Annotated in this window: 11 protein-coding genes; all 11 read left to right on the top strand. The window is 63.6% G+C overall.

Annotated elements, in window-relative coordinates; all coding sequences use genetic code 11:
- The first annotated feature begins 378 nt into the window (after window positions 1-378).
- The 11 genes from ACZRN6_RS05590 to ACZRN6_RS05540 all read left to right on the top strand — a co-directional run bounded on the left by ACZRN6_RS05590 (window position 379) and on the right by ACZRN6_RS05540 (window position 17,781).
- Entirely contained in the window at window positions 379-6,657 is a 6,279-nt protein-coding gene (locus ACZRN6_RS05590) for an amino acid adenylation domain-containing protein (RefSeq protein WP_464007394.1), read from the top strand.
- A 131-nt stretch (window positions 6,658-6,788) separates the two neighbouring features.
- On the top strand, window positions 6,789-7,811 hold the full coding sequence (gene tssA, locus ACZRN6_RS05585) for a type VI secretion system protein TssA (protein WP_464007393.1): 1,023 nt from the start codon (window positions 6,789-6,791) through the stop codon (window positions 7,809-7,811).
- 35 nt (window positions 7,812-7,846) lie between these two features.
- Window positions 7,847-8,347 (top strand): type VI secretion system contractile sheath small subunit, encoded by a 501-nt coding sequence (gene tssB, locus ACZRN6_RS05580; protein WP_322144519.1) that lies wholly within the window; start codon window positions 7,847-7,849, stop codon window positions 8,345-8,347.
- 80 nt (window positions 8,348-8,427) lie between these two features.
- Window positions 8,428-9,927, top strand: coding sequence for a type VI secretion system contractile sheath large subunit (tssC, locus tag ACZRN6_RS05575; protein ID WP_322144520.1), 1,500 nt, complete (start codon window positions 8,428-8,430; stop codon window positions 9,925-9,927).
- Between the two features lie 33 nt (window positions 9,928-9,960).
- A complete protein-coding gene (locus ACZRN6_RS05570) occupies window positions 9,961-10,443 on the top strand; it encodes an Hcp family type VI secretion system effector (RefSeq protein ID WP_177090991.1) in 483 nt (160 codons plus the stop codon).
- Window positions 10,444-10,539: 96 nt separating this feature from the next.
- Window positions 10,540-11,049, top strand: coding sequence for a type VI secretion system baseplate subunit TssE (tssE, locus tag ACZRN6_RS05565; protein ID WP_322144521.1), 510 nt, complete (start codon window positions 10,540-10,542; stop codon window positions 11,047-11,049).
- Entirely contained in the window at window positions 11,046-12,923 is a 1,878-nt protein-coding gene (tssF, locus tag ACZRN6_RS05560; protein ID WP_464007392.1) for a type VI secretion system baseplate subunit TssF, read from the top strand. The genes tssE and tssF overlap by 4 nt, the downstream gene beginning before the upstream one ends.
- Complete coding sequence (tssG, locus tag ACZRN6_RS05555) at window positions 12,908-13,927, top strand: type VI secretion system baseplate subunit TssG (RefSeq protein ID WP_464007391.1); 1,020 nt, start codon at window positions 12,908-12,910, stop codon at window positions 13,925-13,927. The genes tssF and tssG overlap by 16 nt, the downstream gene beginning before the upstream one ends.
- A complete protein-coding gene (gene tssH / locus ACZRN6_RS05550; protein WP_464007390.1) occupies window positions 13,920-16,556 on the top strand; it encodes a type VI secretion system ATPase TssH in 2,637 nt (878 codons plus the stop codon). The genes tssG and tssH overlap by 8 nt, the downstream gene beginning before the upstream one ends.
- 4 nt (window positions 16,557-16,560) lie before the next feature.
- Window positions 16,561-17,202, top strand: coding sequence for a hypothetical protein (locus ACZRN6_RS05545; protein ID WP_322144525.1), 642 nt, complete (start codon window positions 16,561-16,563; stop codon window positions 17,200-17,202).
- A gap of 81 nt (window positions 17,203-17,283) precedes the next feature.
- Window positions 17,284-17,781 carry a GNAT family N-acetyltransferase gene (locus ACZRN6_RS05540; RefSeq protein WP_464007389.1) on the top strand — a complete coding sequence of 166 codons (498 nt, stop codon included), beginning with the start codon at window positions 17,284-17,286 and terminating at the stop codon, window positions 17,779-17,781.
- Window positions 17,782-17,789: the final 8 nt, after the last annotated feature.

The following is a 17,789-nucleotide window of genomic DNA, read 5'->3' as shown; positions in this document are numbered from 1 at the left end:
GGATTTGTCCTACGTATGTAGCGGAAACGAGGGACACAACGTGCCATAAAAACCACGTCATTAATTCGTCATTACTGACAGGGAAATAAGATGCAGCTGCACGCCTAGAGCGGTTTATAGACTATTAACTATTTGATAAATAAGACTATTAAAATTTGTGACGCAAATATTCGGCCGCCCAAGCAACGGCCAGCTATAGCCAATTTCCTACATTCATTTAATCGTTTCAGCAATGCAACGTCAGCCAACCCTGGCACGGTTCCCGGCTGTCCGGGTTTCGGGTGACAGACGAGTAAGGGGCGCGATGCTTAAATCCGCTTGATTTCGCCTCAATGGGGCGTTGTGCGCCTTATCGACACCTCACATGAGAAGGATCTTATGAAGTTTTTCCCCCTGACCGCCGCACAGCGGGATATCTGGCTGGACCAACTGCGCCTGGGTGACTCGCCGCTGTACAACATCGGCGGCTATGTCGACCTCACAGGCCCCGTGAATCCTGCATTGATCCAGCGCGCCATAGAACAACTGGTGGCCAAGCACGACGCGTTGCGCACGGTGTTGCAGGTGCAGGCCGATGGCTTGCCCCGGCAGGCGTTCGCCGAGGCTGTGGAGGTGTCGGTTCCGCAACATGATGTCTGCGGCTCACCCGATCCCCACCTCGCAGCCCAGGCCTTGATGCAGGATCGGATGGCCCAGGCCTATTCGATGGGCGGTGAACCGTTGTTTCGCTTCTTCCTGGTCAAGCTTGATGACCAGCATTACCGCCTTGGCACCCAGGCCCACCACCTGATCCTCGATGGTTGGGGCTTTGGCCAGATGCTGCAATCGCTGGCCGGCATCTACAGCGCCCTCGAACAGGGCCGGCAACCGGACCTATCAGCGCCGTCCTATGTCGACTTCATTGACAGCGATGAACGCTACCGCGAGTCGGCCCGTTATGCGCGTGACCGCAGCTACTGGCTGGCCAAATACCAGGCCTTGCCCGAACCCCTGTTGACACCGCGTTACCATGCCAGGGGCCAGGCGCCGAGCAATACCCTGGTGCAGCCATTTCCGGCCGAGCTGCTCAACCGCATGGAGCGCATGGCCAACCGTTACCAGGCGTCGGCCTTCCATGTGTTATTGGCCGCGATGTACGTGTATTTCACGCGCACCGGCCAGCGCCAGGAGTGGGTCGTCGGGCTGCCGATCCTTAACCGTTCCAACGCCCGTTTTCGCTCGACCCTGGGGCTGTTTACCCAGGTGAGTGCAGTGCGCTTGCAGTTCGGCAGCGACACCTCCTTTGGCGCCCTGGTACGCGGTGTGCGCGACCAGCTCAAGCAGGATTTCCGGCACCAGCGTTTCCCGCTGAGCGAGATGAATCGCGAATTGGGCGTACTGCGTGCGGACCGTGCCCAGCTCTTTGACCTGTCGGTGTCCTACGAGCAGGATGACCATGAGTTTCGCTACGGCCAGGCATCAGCCCGGGCGATCAAGGTCTCCAACCACCATGAACCGTTGCCGATCGCGATCCACTTGCGCAGCAACCGCTACCACCACACCGCGTGCCTGCATTGCGTGTACAACGAGGCGTATTTCCAGCCACACGAAGTGCAGGCGCTGGCTGGGCGGTTGGTGTATTTGCTGGAGCAGGGGCTGGAAAACCCGGCGTTGACGGTGGTGGACTTTTCGTTGGTGACGCCCGCAGAAACCGCGCAGCTGCAATGCTGGAACAGCACCGCCCAGGCGTACCCGGCGGCGCAGACCCTGCATGCGCGGGTGGAATCCCAGGCCGCTTTGGCTCCGGGTGCAATCGCCGCGGTGTACAAGGGCCAGACACTGACGTATGGCGAGTTGAACCAGCGCGCCAATGCCCTGGCGCAACAGTTGTGTGGGCTGGGGGTAAGGCCTGACAACCGCGTTGCGATTGTTGCCCGGCGAAGCCTGGAGACCCTGGTGGGGTTGCTGGGAATTCTCAAGTCCGGTGCCTGTTATGTGCCGGTTGACCCGGCCCATCCCGCCGAACGCCTGGCCTATCTGCTCGATGACAGCGCGCCGGTGGCCGTCCTCACACAGTCCGATTTACGGGGGCGCCTGCCGGTGCTGAGTGTACCGGTGATCAACCTGGATCACGCCATTGCACAATTGGCCCACAACCCAGAGGTGGCTGTCACCCCGGCCAACCTCGCCTACGTGATTTATACCTCGGGCTCCACCGGGCTGCCCAAGGGCGTGATGGTCGAGCACCACACCGTGGCCAATCTGGTGGGCTGGCACTGCCAGGCCTTCGACCTGCACCAGGGTAGCCACACCGCCAGCGTTGCCGGGTTTGGCTTTGATGCCATGGCCTGGGAAGTCTGGCCGGCACTGTGCGTGGGCGCCACCCTGCACCTGGCACCGGCCCATGACGGCGCCGAAGACATTGACGCCCTGCTGGCGTGGTGGTGCACGCAACCTGTGGACGTGTGCTTCCTACCCACGCCTGTGGCCGAGTACGCCTTCAGCCAGGGCATCGAGCACCCGACCCTGCGTACCTTGCTGATTGGCGGTGACCGCCTGCGCCAGTTCAACAAGGCGCGCGGTTTTACGGTGATCAACAACTACGGCCCCACCGAAGCCACGGTGGTTGCCACCTCGGGCCGGGTGGAGGTGGGTCAGGCGTTGCACATTGGCAAGCCCATCGCCAATGCCACGGTCTACCTGCTGGATGAACAGCAGCGACCGGTGCCCATCGGTGTCGCGGGTGAGATGTACATCGGCGGCAATGGCGTGGCGCGAGGCTATCTGAATCGCCCGGAAATGACCGCCGAGCGCTTCCTCGATGACCCTTTCAACCCCGGCCGCATGTACCGCACCGGTGACCTGGCGCGCTGGCTGCCGGATGGCAACCTCGACTACCTGGGGCGCAATGACGACCAGGTAAAAATCCGTGGCGTGCGTATCGAACTGGGCGAAATCGAAGCGGCCCTGGCCGATTATGAGGGCCTCACTGAAGCCGTGGTGCAGGTGCGGGACGGGCAACTGCTGGCCTGGTTCACCGAGCATGCCCCGGTGGCCATCGGGCTGATCCGTGCCCATCTGCAAGCGCGTTTGCCGGACTACATGCTGCCGCTGGCCTACGTAAAGCTGGCGGCGTTGCCCCTGACTGCCAACGGTAAGCTCGACCGCAAGGCCTTTCCCGCACCGGGTGCCGATGCATTCATCAGCCGGGCTTACCAGGCCCCGCAAGGCGCCACGGAAACCGCCCTGGCGCAGATCTGGGCCGAGGTGCTGCAGGTCGAGCGGGTGGGGCGCCACGATCATTTCTTCGAATTGGGCGGCCATTCGCTGCTGGCCGTCCAACTGGTGCAGCGCATGCGCCAGGCCGGGATGCCGGCGGATGTGCAGGTGTTGTTCGGCCAGCCGACGTTGGCCGCGCTGGCGGCAGCGGTGGGCATGGGCGTTGAGGTTGATGTGCCGGCCAACCGGGTTCCCTTGGGTTGCACGCGCATTACCCCGGACCTGCTGGTACTGGCCAGGCTGGACCAAGCCACGATTGAAAGCATCGTCGCAGGCATCCCCGGTGGGGCCGCCAATGTGCAGGAGATTTACCCGTTGGCGCCGTTGCAGGAAGGCCTGCTGTATCACCACATCACCGATGAGCGCGATCCCTACCAGCAACACGCAATGTTCAGCTTTGCCTGCCGCGAACAGTTGGATGCATTTGCCCAGGCGCTGCAACAGGTGATCGACCGCCATGACATCTTGCGCACCAGCCTGGCGTGGGATGCCATTGAGCAGCCGATGCAAGTGGTATGGCGCGAGGCGCGCCTGCCTGTGGAGCTGGTGAGCCTTGAAGGGGGGCCAGTCGTCGACAAACTGCGCGAGCGCCAGCGCCCGCTGGATTTGCGCAGGGCCCCACTGATGGCCCTGGATTATGCCGAAGACCCGCTGAACCGCCGTTGGGTGGGCATGCTGCGCTTGCATCATCTGGTTAACGATGCCACATCAACCCAGGTGTTGATGGCGCAAATCCAGGCGCATCTGCGTGGCCAGCAACAACAACTTGCGGCGTCGGTGCCCTATCGCAACATGGTTGCCCAGGCTCTTTCACCTATACGCCAGGCCGGGCACGAAGGGTTTTTTCGGGCGCGACTGGCGGATGTCGACGAGCCGACCCTGGCCTTCGGCTTGCAGGAACGCCAGGCGGAACGCCACGCGACCGAGGAAGCCCACCTGCAACTTCCCGACGCCCTCGGCCAACGCCTGCGTGAGCAGGCTCGCGTGCTGGGTGTCACGGCTGCAAGCCTGTTTCACCTGGCGTGGGCCCAGGTGCTGGGACGCGTGTCCGGCCGTGACGACGTGGTGTTCGGCACCGTATTGCTGGGACGGTTGCAGGCGGGCGAGGGCGCAGACCGTGCCCTGGGCATGTTCATCAATACCTTGCCGCTGCGGGTGCGCCTGGCCGGGTTGACGGTGAGCGAGGCGATCAAGGACACCCAGCAGCAACTCAGCGCCTTGCTCGCCCATGAGCAAGCGTCGCTGGCGTTGGCCCAGCGTTGCGCCGGCGTTACGCCGCTGTTCAACAGCCTGCTGAATTACCGGCATGTCTCGGCCGAGGAACTCCAGGAACTGCTGCCCGGCATTGAGTTGCTCAACAGTGAAGACATCCTCAGTTACCCGCTGATGTTGACGGTGGATGACCTGGCCAGCGGTTTCCGGCTCAAGGCCAAGGCGCCTCTCAAGGTCGGCGCCCGGCGCCTGCTGGAGTACCTCGGCACGGTGCTGGCAGGATTGACCGAGGCGCCGCAAGCGTCGCTGTTCGATGTGCAGGTGCTGCCTGCGGCCGAGCTTCAGCAGCAGTGGGTGGATTTCAACGCCACCGAAACCCAATACCCCGAGAACCTGGCGGTCCACGCCCTGTTCGAAGCCCACGCCCGGCACACGCCCCACGCCGTGGCGGTGCAGGCCGGTGAGCAACAGTTGACGTATCGCCAGCTCAACGAACGCGCCAACCGCCTGGCCTATCACCTGCGCGAGCGAGGAGTGCAGCCGGACTCTCGGGTGGCGCTGTGTGTGGAGCGCGGGCTGGACCTGGTGGTGGGGTTGTTGGCGATTCTCAAGGCTGGCGGCGCGTATGTGCCGCTGGACCCGGGCTACCCCCGCGAGCGCCTGGCCTACATGCTGCAAGACAGCGCGCCGGTGGCGTTGCTGGTGCAGGGCGCCACCCGTGACCTGGTGGGAGGCGTGTCGATACCGGTGATCGACTTCGACCATTGTTCCTGGCATCAGGCCCCCGAGGGCAACCCCCTGGTACCGGGCCTGGGTGCCCGCAACCTGGCCTACGTGATGTACACCTCCGGCTCCACCGGCGTGCCCAAGGGTGTGATGATTGAACATCGCGGCCTGGCCAATTTGATGCACTGGGGCTCGCAGCTATGCCCGAATGCCGGGGGTGGCGCTTTGCTGCAACGGGCGCCGTTCAGTTTTGACGGTTCGATATGGGAACTGTTTTGGCCGCTGGCCAGCGGAATGCGCCTGGTCCTCGCGCGCCCCGACGGGCACCGGGAGCCGGCGTACCTGGCGCAGGTGATTCGCGAGCAGCAGATCAGCGTGATCAAGTTTGTGCCGGCGATGTTGCAGCAGTTTCTCGACCTGGAAGAGTCCGCCCGGTGCACCAGCCTGACCGACGTGTTATGTGGGGGGGGCGAACTGTCCGAAGCCCTGGCACGTGGGGTCCAGGCACGCTTGCCCAAGGTGCGCTTGCACAACGTCTACGGCCCCACCGAGGCCACGGTAGACAGCAGCGCCTGGACCCTGGAACCGGGCGCACCAGTGCCGGCCGTGCAGCTGCCGATTGGCCGGGCGATCAGCAATACCCGGCTGTATGTGCTGGATGAGCATGACCGCACGGTACCGCTGGGCGTCAGTGGGCAGCTGCATATCGGCGGGGTCGGCGTGGCGCGCGGGTACCTGGGGTTGGCACAGATGACGGCCGAACGGTTTATCGACAGCCCGTTTGTCGCGGGCGACCGGCTGTATCGCACCGGCGACCTGGTGCGTTACCTGCCCGACGGGAACCTGGAGTTTCTTGGGCGTAATGACTTCCAGGTCAAGTTGCGAGGCGTACGGCTGGAGCTTGGAGAGGTGGAGGCGCGGTTGGCCAGGCACCCGGCGTTGCGCGAGGTTGCGGTATTGATTCGGGATGAGCGGCTGGTGGCTTATTTCACGGCCCGCGATGGGGTGCCGGGGCTGGAGGCGCTGCGCGCGCATATGCTGGAGGCATTGCCTGAATACATGGTGCCTGCGGCGTTTGTGCACATCGACATGTGGCCACTTAACCCGGCCGGCAAGCTGGACCGCAAGGCCTTACCGGAGCCTGGGGCAGAGGCGGTGGTAAGCCGTGCCTATGAGCCGCCTCGGGGCGAGGTGGAAACATTGATCGCCGGGGTATGGGCCCAGGTGCTGAAGCTGGAAAGGGTAGGGCGCCAGGATCACTTTTTTGAACTGGGCGGCCATTCATTGCTGGCGGTGGGGGTGGTGGCGCGCATGCGCAAGGCGGGGCTGGAGGTGGATGCGCGGATGTTGTTCAGCCAGCCCACCCTGGCCGGGTTGGCGGGGCTGGTCGGGCACGCGGTGGCGCGGGTGGAGGTGCCTCTGGCGGCGATTCCGCAGTTAGGGCACCGGCGCAGGATTTAAGGCTTTCACCCTTGTACCTGTCCGTTACTGCCGTAACGGACAGGCCTGCGCGGATTATTTTCAAACCCCAAGGAATAAACCCAGGCCCTCGCCTGTTCTATCCCCAGAACATCTTCAACGAGGGCAGTACGATGGACCTCTCCACCCAAGCGCAACCGCTGGATTTCAGCGCGCTGGCCCAACCCCTGGGCGACATCGAGCCTTGTGGCGAGAACGTCGAGTACGACCCCGACTTCCTCCAGCTGGAAGAAGAAGCCCTGGGCAAGCCCGAGGTCCAATACGGCGACACCATCACCCAGGCCGTCGTGCCCAACTGGAAGCGGGTAATGTCCCTGGCATTGCCGCTGATGCAACGCAGCCGCGACCTGCGCCTGGCCACCTGGCTGACCCGTGCCCAACTCAACCTCAATGGCATCCACGGCCTCAATGCCGGCCTCGGCCTGATCGAAGCCCTGCTGGTTAACTGCTGGGGCGGCCTGCACCCGCAACTCGACCCGGACGACGACCACGACCCGCTGCTGCGCATCAATATCCTCGCCACCCTGTGCGAACCCACCGGCCTGTTGCGCGAGCTGCAGGACATGCCCCTGGTGGGCGCCCGCAGTGTCGGCCAGTTCAGCCTGCGTGACCTCGATCTGGCCAGCGGCGAGCAGGGCAGCACTGACGCCCTGGCGATGATCGACGGCGCCTTTGCCGACGCGGATCCGCAAACCCTGCGCCACACCGAAGCGGCCCTCACCGAAGCCTTGCAGCGCAGCCAGCACATCGAACAATCCCTCACCGAACACGTCGGCGTTGGCCGCGCCATCGACCTCGGCGGCCTGGCGACCTTGCTGCGTCGCCAGGCCGACACCGTGCGTCGGCGCCTGCCAGAAAGCCCGTCTGTCGCGACCCACATCGACGCCGGCCCGACACCGGCCGCAGCCCTGCAGGCCATGAGGGGCGAGATCAGCAGCCGCGAAGACGCGCGTCAGGCCATCGACCGCCTGTGCACCTATTTCAACACCCACGAACCCGCCAGCCCCGTGCCGTTCCTGCTGCAGCGGGCAAAGAAACTGATCGACAAAAACTTCATGGAATTGCTGCAAGACCTCGCCCCCGATGGTCTGGCACAACTGGCGCTGGTCAGCGGTATTCGCCCCGGCAACGACTGACCGTCCCCAATCAACCCTCACACTGGAGCTATCCCGTGGCCAAAGAAAGCAGTCAGAAATTCATCGCTCGCAACCGCGCCCCGCGGGTCCAGATCGAGTACGACGTGGAAATCTACGGGGCGGAAAAAACCGTGCAGTTGCCCTTCGTGATGGGCGTGTTTTCCGACCTCTCCGGCAAACCTGCCGAGCCGTTGCCGCCTGTCGCCGAACGCAAGTTCCTGGAGGTCGACATCGACAACTTCGACGAACGCCTCAAGTCGATGAAGCCGCGCGTTGCGTTCCAGGTGCCCAACACCCTGACCGGTGAAGGCAACCTGCCGGTGGAGATCACCTTCGAAAACATGGACGACTTCACCCCGGCCGCCATCGCCCGCAAGGTGCCGAGCCTCAACCAGTTGCTGACCGCCCGCAGCCAGTTGTCGAACCTGCTGACCTACATGGACGGCAAGGTTGGCGCTGAAGAGTTGATGGCCAGGCTGCTGGGCGATCCGGCCGTGATGCAAGCATTGAGCAGTGCGCCCAAACAACCCGAGTAACTGATTTTCCCGCTGACTCTGCCGGCGCCCTGATTGCCCCGGCACGGGGACGCTTGTGCCCAATTTTCAAGGATACCGTCATGTCCACTACACAATCGGAACAGTCCGGACTGCCGCAAGGCGCCACTCAGTTTGATGCCGGCGACTTCGCCAGCCTCCTGCAAAAAGAGTTCAAACCCAAGACCGACAAGGCCAAGGAAGCAGTGGAAACCGCCGTGCGTACCTTGGCTGAACAGGCGCTGCAAGGCACACACCTGCTCTCCAATGACGTGCTGGGCACCATCGAAGGTCTGATCGCCGCCCTGGACCAGAAGCTCACCGAGCAGATCAATCACATCCTCCATCACGAGGAGTTCCAGGGCGTGGAAAGTGCCTGGCGCGGCCTGCATTACCTGGTGAATAACACCGAGACCGACGAGTCGCTGAAGATTCGGGTGATGAATATTTCCAAGAACGAAGTGCACAAGACCCTGCGCAAGTTCAAGGGCGTGGCCTGGGACCAGAGCCCGATCTTCAAGAAGCTCTACGAAGAGGAATACGGGCAGTTCGGCGGTGAGCCCTATGGCGCGTTCGTGGCCGACTACTACTTCAACAACAGTGCACCGGATGTGGAACTGCTGACCCAGATGGCCCGGGTCAGCGCTGCCGCCCACTGCCCGTTGATCACCGCCGCCGACCCCAGCGTGATGCTGATGGAGTCCTGGCAGGAACTGGCCAACCCGCGCGACCTGACCAAGATCTTCCAGACCCCCGAGCACGCCGCCTGGCGCGGCTTCCGGGCCAGTGAAGATTCGCGCTACGTGGGCCTGGCGATGCCGCGCTTCCTGTCCCGTGCCCCGTACGGCGCCAAGACCAATCCGGTGGAAGACTTCGATTTTGAAGAAACCACCGACACCGTCGGCAGCAAGGATTTCACCTGGGCCAACGCGGCCTACGCCATGGCGGTAAACATCAACCGCTCGTTCAAGCACTACGGCTGGTGCTCGCAGATTCGCGGCATCGAATCCGGCGGTGCGGTGGAAGGCTTGCCCGTGCACACCTTCCCGACGGATGACGGCGGCGTCGATATGACTTGCCCAACCGAAATCGCCATCAGCGACCGCCGTGAAGCAGAGCTGGCGAAGAATGGTTTCATGCCCCTGGTGCACAAGAAAAACAGCGACCTGGCGGCGTTCATTGGCGCCCAGTCGATGCACAAGCCTGCCGAATACGACGACCCGGACGCCACCGCCAACGCCAACCTGGCCGCGCGCTTGCCGTACCTGTTTGCCACTTGCCGTTTCGCTCATTACTTGAAGTGCATCGTGCGCGACAAGATCGGCTCGTTCAAAGAGCGCGAAGACATGCAGGTGTGGCTCAACAACTGGATCGGCCGCTACGTGGAACACAACCCGGCTACTGCAACCGATGCCGACAAGGCCCGCAAACCCCTGGCCGGCGCCGAAGTGGTGGTGGAGGAGATCGAAGGCAACCCGGGTTACTACGGCGCCAAGTTCTTCCTGCGCCCGCACTACCAGCTCGAAGGCCTGACCGTGTCGCTGCGCCTGGTCTCCAAACTGCCGTCGACCAAAGCTTCCTGATAACGCTTTCCTACCCAAACCAAGGTACTGAACATGATCCTGCTCAACTTCAAAGGCAAACAAATCAAAGGCACGTCCACCGTCGATGCGCACAAGGACTGGATCACCATCGACGCGATCCAGATGGGCGTCGGCCGGGCGATTTCCACCAGCGGTGGCGGCGCCGACCGTGACACCAGCAACCCCTCGTTCTCGGAAATTTCCCTGACCAAGGCCACCGACCTGGCCTCGGCCGACCTGTTCATGGAAGCGGTGTGCGGCAAGAGCCTGGGGGATGCCGAAATCCACTTCATCCAGACCGGCGGTCCGGACAAGAAGCAACAGGTGTTCCTCAAGATCATCCTGGGCAAAGCCATCATCAGCTCCTACTCGGCCAGCAGTAACGGCGAGCGCCCGAGCGAAACCATCTCCATCAACTTCACCACCATCAGCTACGAGTACGACTCCTTCACCGGCGACACCGTGATCACCGGCACGCCGAAGAAGTGGGACCTGGAAGCCAACGCAAAAATCTAAGGCTGGCACAGAACCTGTGGGAGCAGGCAAGCCAGCTCCCACACAGGTTGCGTCCGGCTCAAGGAGTTTTTATGACCCCGATTCAAGGCCAACCCCATGGCTGAACTCACCAGCCGCGAACGCCTGCAGCCGTCCTTGCTCGATCGCCTGAGCGATGACGACACCGAGCACGCCGTCGAGTCCCGGGACAAGCGCATCTTGTCCATGACCGGCTTGCGCAAGGCAGTGCTGCGTGACCTTGGCTGGCTGCTCAACAGCACCAGCCTGGGCAGTTTTCGCGAACTCGGTGGGCATCCGTTGGCCGCGCAATCGGTGATCAATTTCGGCTTGCCGGATCTGTCCGGCAAGACCGCCGCCGGCCTGGACCGCGAAGAGCTGGCCCGACGCATTCGCCAGGCGATCTGGGACTTTGAGCCCCGGATCCTGCGCGACAGCCTGCGTGTGGTGCCATTGGGCACCAGTGCCATCCCCAACCAGATGGCCTTTGAAATCCACGGCGAACTCTGGGGCCAGCCGCTGCCCGAGCGCCTGTACCTGAAGACCGAGCTGGACCTGGAAGCCGGTGAAGCCAGGGTCTTCGATATCGAGACAAGGGACGTGCGGTGAACGCCAAACTGCTGCGCTACTACGAACGTGAACTGGCCCACCTGCGGGAAGTCGGCGGCGAATTCGCCCGTGACTATCCCAAGGTCGCCGGCCGCCTGGGGCTTGAGACCTACGCCTGCGCCGATCCCTATGTGGAGCGCCTGCTGGAGGGCTTCAGCTTTCTCGCCGCGCGGGTGCAGTTGAAGATTGACGCCGAGTTCCCACGGTTTACCAATCACCTGCTGGAGCTGGTGTACCCGCAGTACCTCGCGCCCACGCCGTCGATGGCGGTGGTGCAGTTGCAGCCGGACATGAGCGAAGGCAGCCTGGCCGCCGGGTTCAAGGTGTCGCGCGGCACGGCCTTGCACAGCCAGCTGGGCAAGGGCGACCAGACCGCCTGTGAGTTTCGCACCGCTCACGATGTGACCCTGTGGCCGGTGGAACTGGCCGAGGCGCGTTACTTTGCCTGTGGCGGCCAGGTCGGCGGCGTCGACCTGGCGCGCCTCGGCGGGGTGAAGGCCGCATTGCGCCTGCGTTTGCGCGTCGGCGCAGGGCTGACTTTCAGCGACCTGGCCCTGGACAAGCTGGCGCTGCACATCCGCGGCGGCGAAGCCTTGCCCTCGCGCATCCTCGAACAACTGCTGGCCCAGGCCGCCGGGGTGCTGGTGATGCCGGTGCAGGAGCATGTGGACTGGCACCAGTTCCTGCCCAAGACCGCTATCCGCGGCCTCGGCTACAGCGATGAAGAAGCCTTGCTGCCCACCGGCGCCCGATCGTTCCAGGGCTACCGGCTGTTGCAGGAATACTTCGCCATGCCCCAGCGCTTCCTGTTTGCCGAGCTGGGCGGGCTGGCTGACAGCGTGAGTCGCTGCACCTCGGAACAGCTGGACGTGATCGTGCTGTTCAAGAAACTCGACCCGTTGCTGGAACACAGCGTCAACGCGGCCAACTTCGGGCTGTATTGCACCCCGGCAATCAACCTGTTCCCGATGCGCACCGAGCGCGTGCACCTGTCGGACCAGCAATCGGAATATCACGTGATCCCCGACCGCACCCGGCCGATGGACTACGAGATCTACCAGGTCGAAGGCGTCACCGGCTATGGCAGCGGCGCCGAGGCGAGCCAGACGTTCGAGTCGTTCTACCGCGCCAATGACCTGCACGCGCGCACGCCGCCCAAGGCGTTTTACCAGGTGCGCCGCGATGCGCGCTTGCTCTCGGAGCAACAACGCCGCCAGGGCCCGCGCTCCAGCTACATCGGCAGTGAACTGTTCATGTCGTTGGTGGATGCCCAGGAGGCGCCGCACCGCAGCAGCCTGCGCCAGTTGGGCATCGACACCCTGTGCAGCAACCGCGACCTGGTGTTGAGCATGCCGGTGGGCAGCGGCAAGACCGACTTCAGCGTGGAGTCCGGTGCGCCGGTGCAGGCGGTGCGGTGTGTGGCCGGGCCAACGGTGCCGGCGCCGTCGTTTGCCGAAGGTGAAACGGCCTGGCGCCTGGTCAGCCATTTGTCCCTCAACTACTTGTCGTTGCTGGACCAGGACAAAGAGCAGGGCGCCAGCGCCTTGCGTGACCTGCTGCGCCTGTATTGCCGGATCGACGACGAAGCTGCCCACAAACAGATCGAAGGCCTGCGCTCGGTGAGCGCCGAAAGCATCGTGCGCCGCTTGCCGTTGCCCGGGCCGATCACCTATGGCCGTGGCTTGCAGATCAGCGTGACCCTCGATGAGTCGGCATTTGAAGGCAGTGGCGTATTTATCCTCGGCTCGGTGCTGGAGCAGTTTTTTGCCAAGTACGTATCGCTGAATTCCTTCACCGAAACGGTGATCAAGGGCACCGCCCGTGGGGTGATCATGCAGTGGCCGGCGAGGGTGGGGCGATGCGAGATCCTCTGAGCCTGCTCAGTGCCCTGGAAGCACACCCGGCGCGCTTCGATTTTCACGCGGCGCTGCGCCAGCTGGAGTGCGCCTTCGCGCACCTGCCACGGATCGGCCAGGCGGCACGCCCGGCGGATGAAGCGGTGCGGTTCGGTCAGCAACCGTCGCTGGCGTTCGAGCCGGCAATGATCAACAGCCTCATCCCCGGTGTCACGCCAAAATTGCTGTTGAATTTCTTCGGTTTGCTGGGGGCGAATGGGCCGCTGCCGATTCACTTGAGCGAATACATCCGCGACCGCCAGCGCAACCTCAATGACCCGACCCTGGCCGCGTTCTGCGACGTGTTCCATCACCGCATGATCAGCCTGTTCTACCGGGCCTGGGCCAGCGCCCAACCGGCTGTGAGCCTGGACCGTCCGCAGGCCGACCGCTTTGCACAGTACCTGGGCTCGCTGATCGGCATCGGCATGCCGTCGATGCTGGGCCGCGACACGGTGCCGGATGTGGCCAAGCTGCACTTCGCCGGGCGCCTTGGCCCGCAAACCCGCAACGCCGAAGGGTTAGCCGCGTTGCTCACGGACTACCTGCAAGTGCCGGTGCAGGTCGAACAATTCGTCGGCCACTGGATGACCTTGCCCGCCGATGGGCTGTGCGCGCTGCGCAGTGGCCCCGACGCACCGGTGCTCGGCCAGACCACGGTAATGGGCAAAAAGGTCTGGAACACCCAGCACAAATTCCGCCTGCTGATCGGCCCGCTGGACCTTGAACAAACCCGCCGCCTGCTGCCCGGGGGCGACAGCCTCAAGCGCGTGCAGGACTGGGTGCGCCAATACGTCGGGCTGGCGATGGATTGGGACGTGAACCTGATCGTCAAGAAAGAACAACTGCCTGGCTTGCGCCTGGGTTCTGCGCCGTTGGGCTGGACCAGTTGGTTGAGCAGCAAGGCGCCCCTGGCGGATGACCGGCAACTGCTGATCAACCCGCGTATCTCTCATACTTCACAAGGACCTGCCCATGGCTGATATCAGTCGCGTCGCGCTCTTCGGCAAACTCAACAGCCTGTGCTACCGGGCGATTGAAAGCAGCACCGTGTTCTGCAAGATGCGCGGCAATCCCTACGTGGAACTGGTGCATTGGTTGCAGCAGATCCTGCAACTGACCGACTCCGACCTGCAGCGCCTGATCCAGCATTACCAACTCGACCCGGCTGTGCTGGCGCGGGACCTGACGGCCGCCCTGGACCGCTTGCCCCGCGGTTCGACTTCGGTCACGGACCTGTCGTCCCAGGTCGAGGAGGCGGTGGAGCGCGCGTGGGTCTACGCGACCCTGATGTTCGGCGAATCCCAGGTGCGCTCCGGGCATTTGCTGCTGGCGCTGCTCAAAACCCCGGGCCTGCGCAACGGCTTGTACGGCGTGTCGCGCGAGTTCAACAAGCTCGGCATCGAAGACCTGAGCGAGCAATTCTGCGCGTTGCTCAAGGACTCGCCCGAAGCGCAGATGACCGCCAGCGACGGCTTCCAGGTGCCCGGTGAAGACACCGGCGCCCTGGCCCCGGCGGCCATGGGCAAGCAGGAAGCGTTGAAGCGCTTCACTGTCGACCTCACCCAGCAGGCGCGGGATTCGAAGATGGACCCGATCGTCGGCCGCGACGAAGAGATCCGCCAGGTGATCGACATCCTGATGCGCCGGCGCCAGAACAACCCGATCCTGGTGGGCGAGGCGGGTGTGGGCAAGACCGCCGTGGTCGAAGGGTTTGCCCAGCGCATTGCCCGGGGCGACGTACCGCCGAGCCTCAAGGATGTGCAACTGCTGGCCCTCGACGTTGGCCTGTTGCAAGCCGGTGCGAGCATGAAAGGCGAGTTCGAACAGCGCCTGCGCTCGGTGATTGACGAGGTGCAGGCCAGCGTCAAACCGGTGGTCTTGTTTATCGACGAAACCCACACCCTGGTGGGCGCCGGCGGTGCGGCCGGGACGGGGGACGCGGCCAACCTGCTCAAGCCTGTGCTGGCCCGTGGCACCTTGCGCACCATTGGCGCCACCACGTTTGCCGAGTACAAGAAACACATCGAAAAAGACCCGGCCCTGACCCGGCGCTTCCAGACCGTGCAGGTTGACGAGCCCGACGAAGCCCGTGCCTTGCTGATGCTGCGGGGCATCGCCCAGACCATGCAGCAGCACCACCAGGTGCAGATCCTCGACTCGGCCCTGGAAGCGGCGGTGCGCTTGTCCAACCGCTACATCCCGGCGCGCCAGCTGCCCGACAAGGCCGTCAGCCTGATCGACACCGCCTGTGCACGTGTCGCCATCAGCCTGCACGCCACGCCGGCGGAAGTGGATGACAGCCGGCGCCGTATTGAATCGCTGGAAACCGAGCTTGCGATCATTCAGCGCGAAACCGCGATTGGCGTCGACACCGCCAGCCGCCATGCGTCCGTCGAGGCGCTGTTGGCCACTGAGCGCGAGCGCCTGGATGGCCTGGAAAGCCGCTGGGACAACGAGCTGGCGCTGGTGGAACAGATTCTACGGTTGCGCGGCCAACTGGCGGACGCCACCGAGGGCGAAGCCGGCCTGTTGGAGTTGCGCCAATTGCAGGACGAGCTGGCCGCACAACAGGGCGAAACCCCGCTGGTGCTGATCAGTGTCGACGAACAGGCCGTGGCCTCGGTGGTGCAGGACTGGACCGGGATTCCCGTGGGCCGCATGGTCAAGAATGAAATCGAAAACGTGCTGCGCCTGGCTGATCGGCTGTCCCAGCGCATCATCGGGCAGAACCACGCCCTGGACATGATCGCCCGGCGCATCCAGACCTCCCGCGCCGGCCTCGACAACCCCGGCAAACCGGTGGGCGTGTTCATGCTCGCCGGCACCTCCGGCGTGGGCAAGACCGAGACCGCGCTGGCCCTGGCCGAGTCGTTGTATGGCGGTGAGCAGAACGTCATCACCATCAACATGAGCGAGTACCAGGAAGCCCACACCGTTTCCACCCTCAAGGGTGCGCCGCCGGGTTATGTGGGTTACGGCGAAGGCGGCGTACTGACTGAAGCAGTGCGCCGCAAACCCTACAGCGTGGTGCTGCTGGACGAAGTGGAGAAGGCTCACCCGGACGTGCACGAGTTGTTTTTCCAGGTGTTCGACAAGGGCTGGATGGAGGACGGCGAAGGCCGGATCATCGACTTCAAGAATACCTTGATCCTGCTCACCACCAACGCCGGCACCTCGCTGATCAGCCGCCTGTGCCGCGACCCGCAGACCATGCCCGCGCCGGATGACATCGCCAAGGCGTTACGCGAACCGTTGCTGGAAGTGTTCCCGCCCGCGTTGCTCGGGCGCCTGGTGGTGATCCCGTATTACCCGCTGAGCGACGCCATGCTCGGCAGCATCATCCGCCTGCAATTGGGGCGTATCGCCAAGCGTATCAGCGACGGCCACAAGATCCCGTTCAGCTTCAGCGACGAGGTGGTGCAGCTGATTGCCAGCCGCTGCACCGAGCTGGAAAGCGGCGGGCGGATGATCGACGCGATCCTGACCAACTCGATGCTGCCGGCCATCAGCACCGAATTCCTCAATCGGCTGCTGGCGGGTACGCCGGCGACAAGGGTGCAGGTGAGCGTCGACGCCGGCGAATTTACTTACCTGTTCGAGGAGCAGTGAACCTATGCCCTACGTAGCGTGGAAAACCCCGATCGCGATGAAGTGGTTCCGGGTGGCGAAGTTCAAGCAGCGCTCGCAGCTGACCAAGAACCCTTACCTGCAAGCCATGCCCAGCCTGGCCGGCGGCGCCTGTGTGGGGGCGACCTTCGCCTGGTTGAACCGGCATTTGCAGGCGCCGGCCGAGTCGGCTGCCAACCGGTGTGCGTTCCTGAGCCGGGACGACACCTGGTGCCGGATCGAAAGCTATTGCAGCGCGTTCAACACCACCCTGATCCTGGATAACACCAGGCGCATCCAGGCCAACCTGCCGAACATCTGTGGCCTGGGCGACAGCTCGTCGGTCGAGGCCCAGGGCTTCGACGGGCTGGCGACCCTGGCCCAGCATATCGACAGCACACAGCCGGGCTACTACGTCTGGCTGTTCACCTTTGAAGGGGGCGGGCCGTCCCACGTATGCGGGATCTACGCCGACCGCAACTGCATGACGTTCTTCGACCCCAACTCGGGCGAGTACCGCGTGGGGCCGACCCGCAAGCTCGACTTTTTCAAGATGCTCTACAAGCACTACCTCAATTACCTGTCGGGCGCGGGTGTGCGCAAGGAAATGAAGTTTGACGAGCATTACCTGGTGCAACTGGGCGCTTGAGTAGAAAACCGCGGCGCTACGGAATAAACCGCTGCGCCCGGCTGTTGTGTCTACGTTCCTCAACTCTCAGGGATACATACGATGCCCCGGATCAACAGCGCATTCAGCTGCCGCAAAGTGGACTTTCAAGGCTTTCGCGAAGCCATTGGCGAGGCCGCCATGCTGGCCCAGTCGCCGGCCGCGCAAGAAGTCATCGCGACCATGAACACCATCAGCACCGCGCGCTCCAACGACACCGCACAAGAGCAGGCCAAGGTCGCCTATTTCGCCGCCTATGAGGGCGACGACGCGGTGGGGTTGATGGTGATGTTCAAGGAAGGCCCCACCTGGAAGATCGAAGACGTATTTGCCGGTGTAGCGGGCAGCGGGCTGGGCTCGACCCTGGCGGCCTTTGGCATGGACTACGCGGTTCGCGACTACGGCAACAAACCCAACTGCGAGATTCGCCTGACGTCCCTGGACGAGGCCTCGTGTGCGTTCTGGAAAAAGATGGGCTTTGTGATGCTGCCCGGGGTCGCGAGCGGGCATGGCGGCATGGTTTACCGGGTGCCCAACTCCCGCCCGACGACTCCGCTCTAGGTAGAAAA

The organism is Pseudomonas sp. A125 (assembly GCF_055409485.1).
The sequence above is the reverse complement of the archived record's forward strand: the minus strand, read 5'-3'. Positions and strand labels throughout refer to the sequence as shown.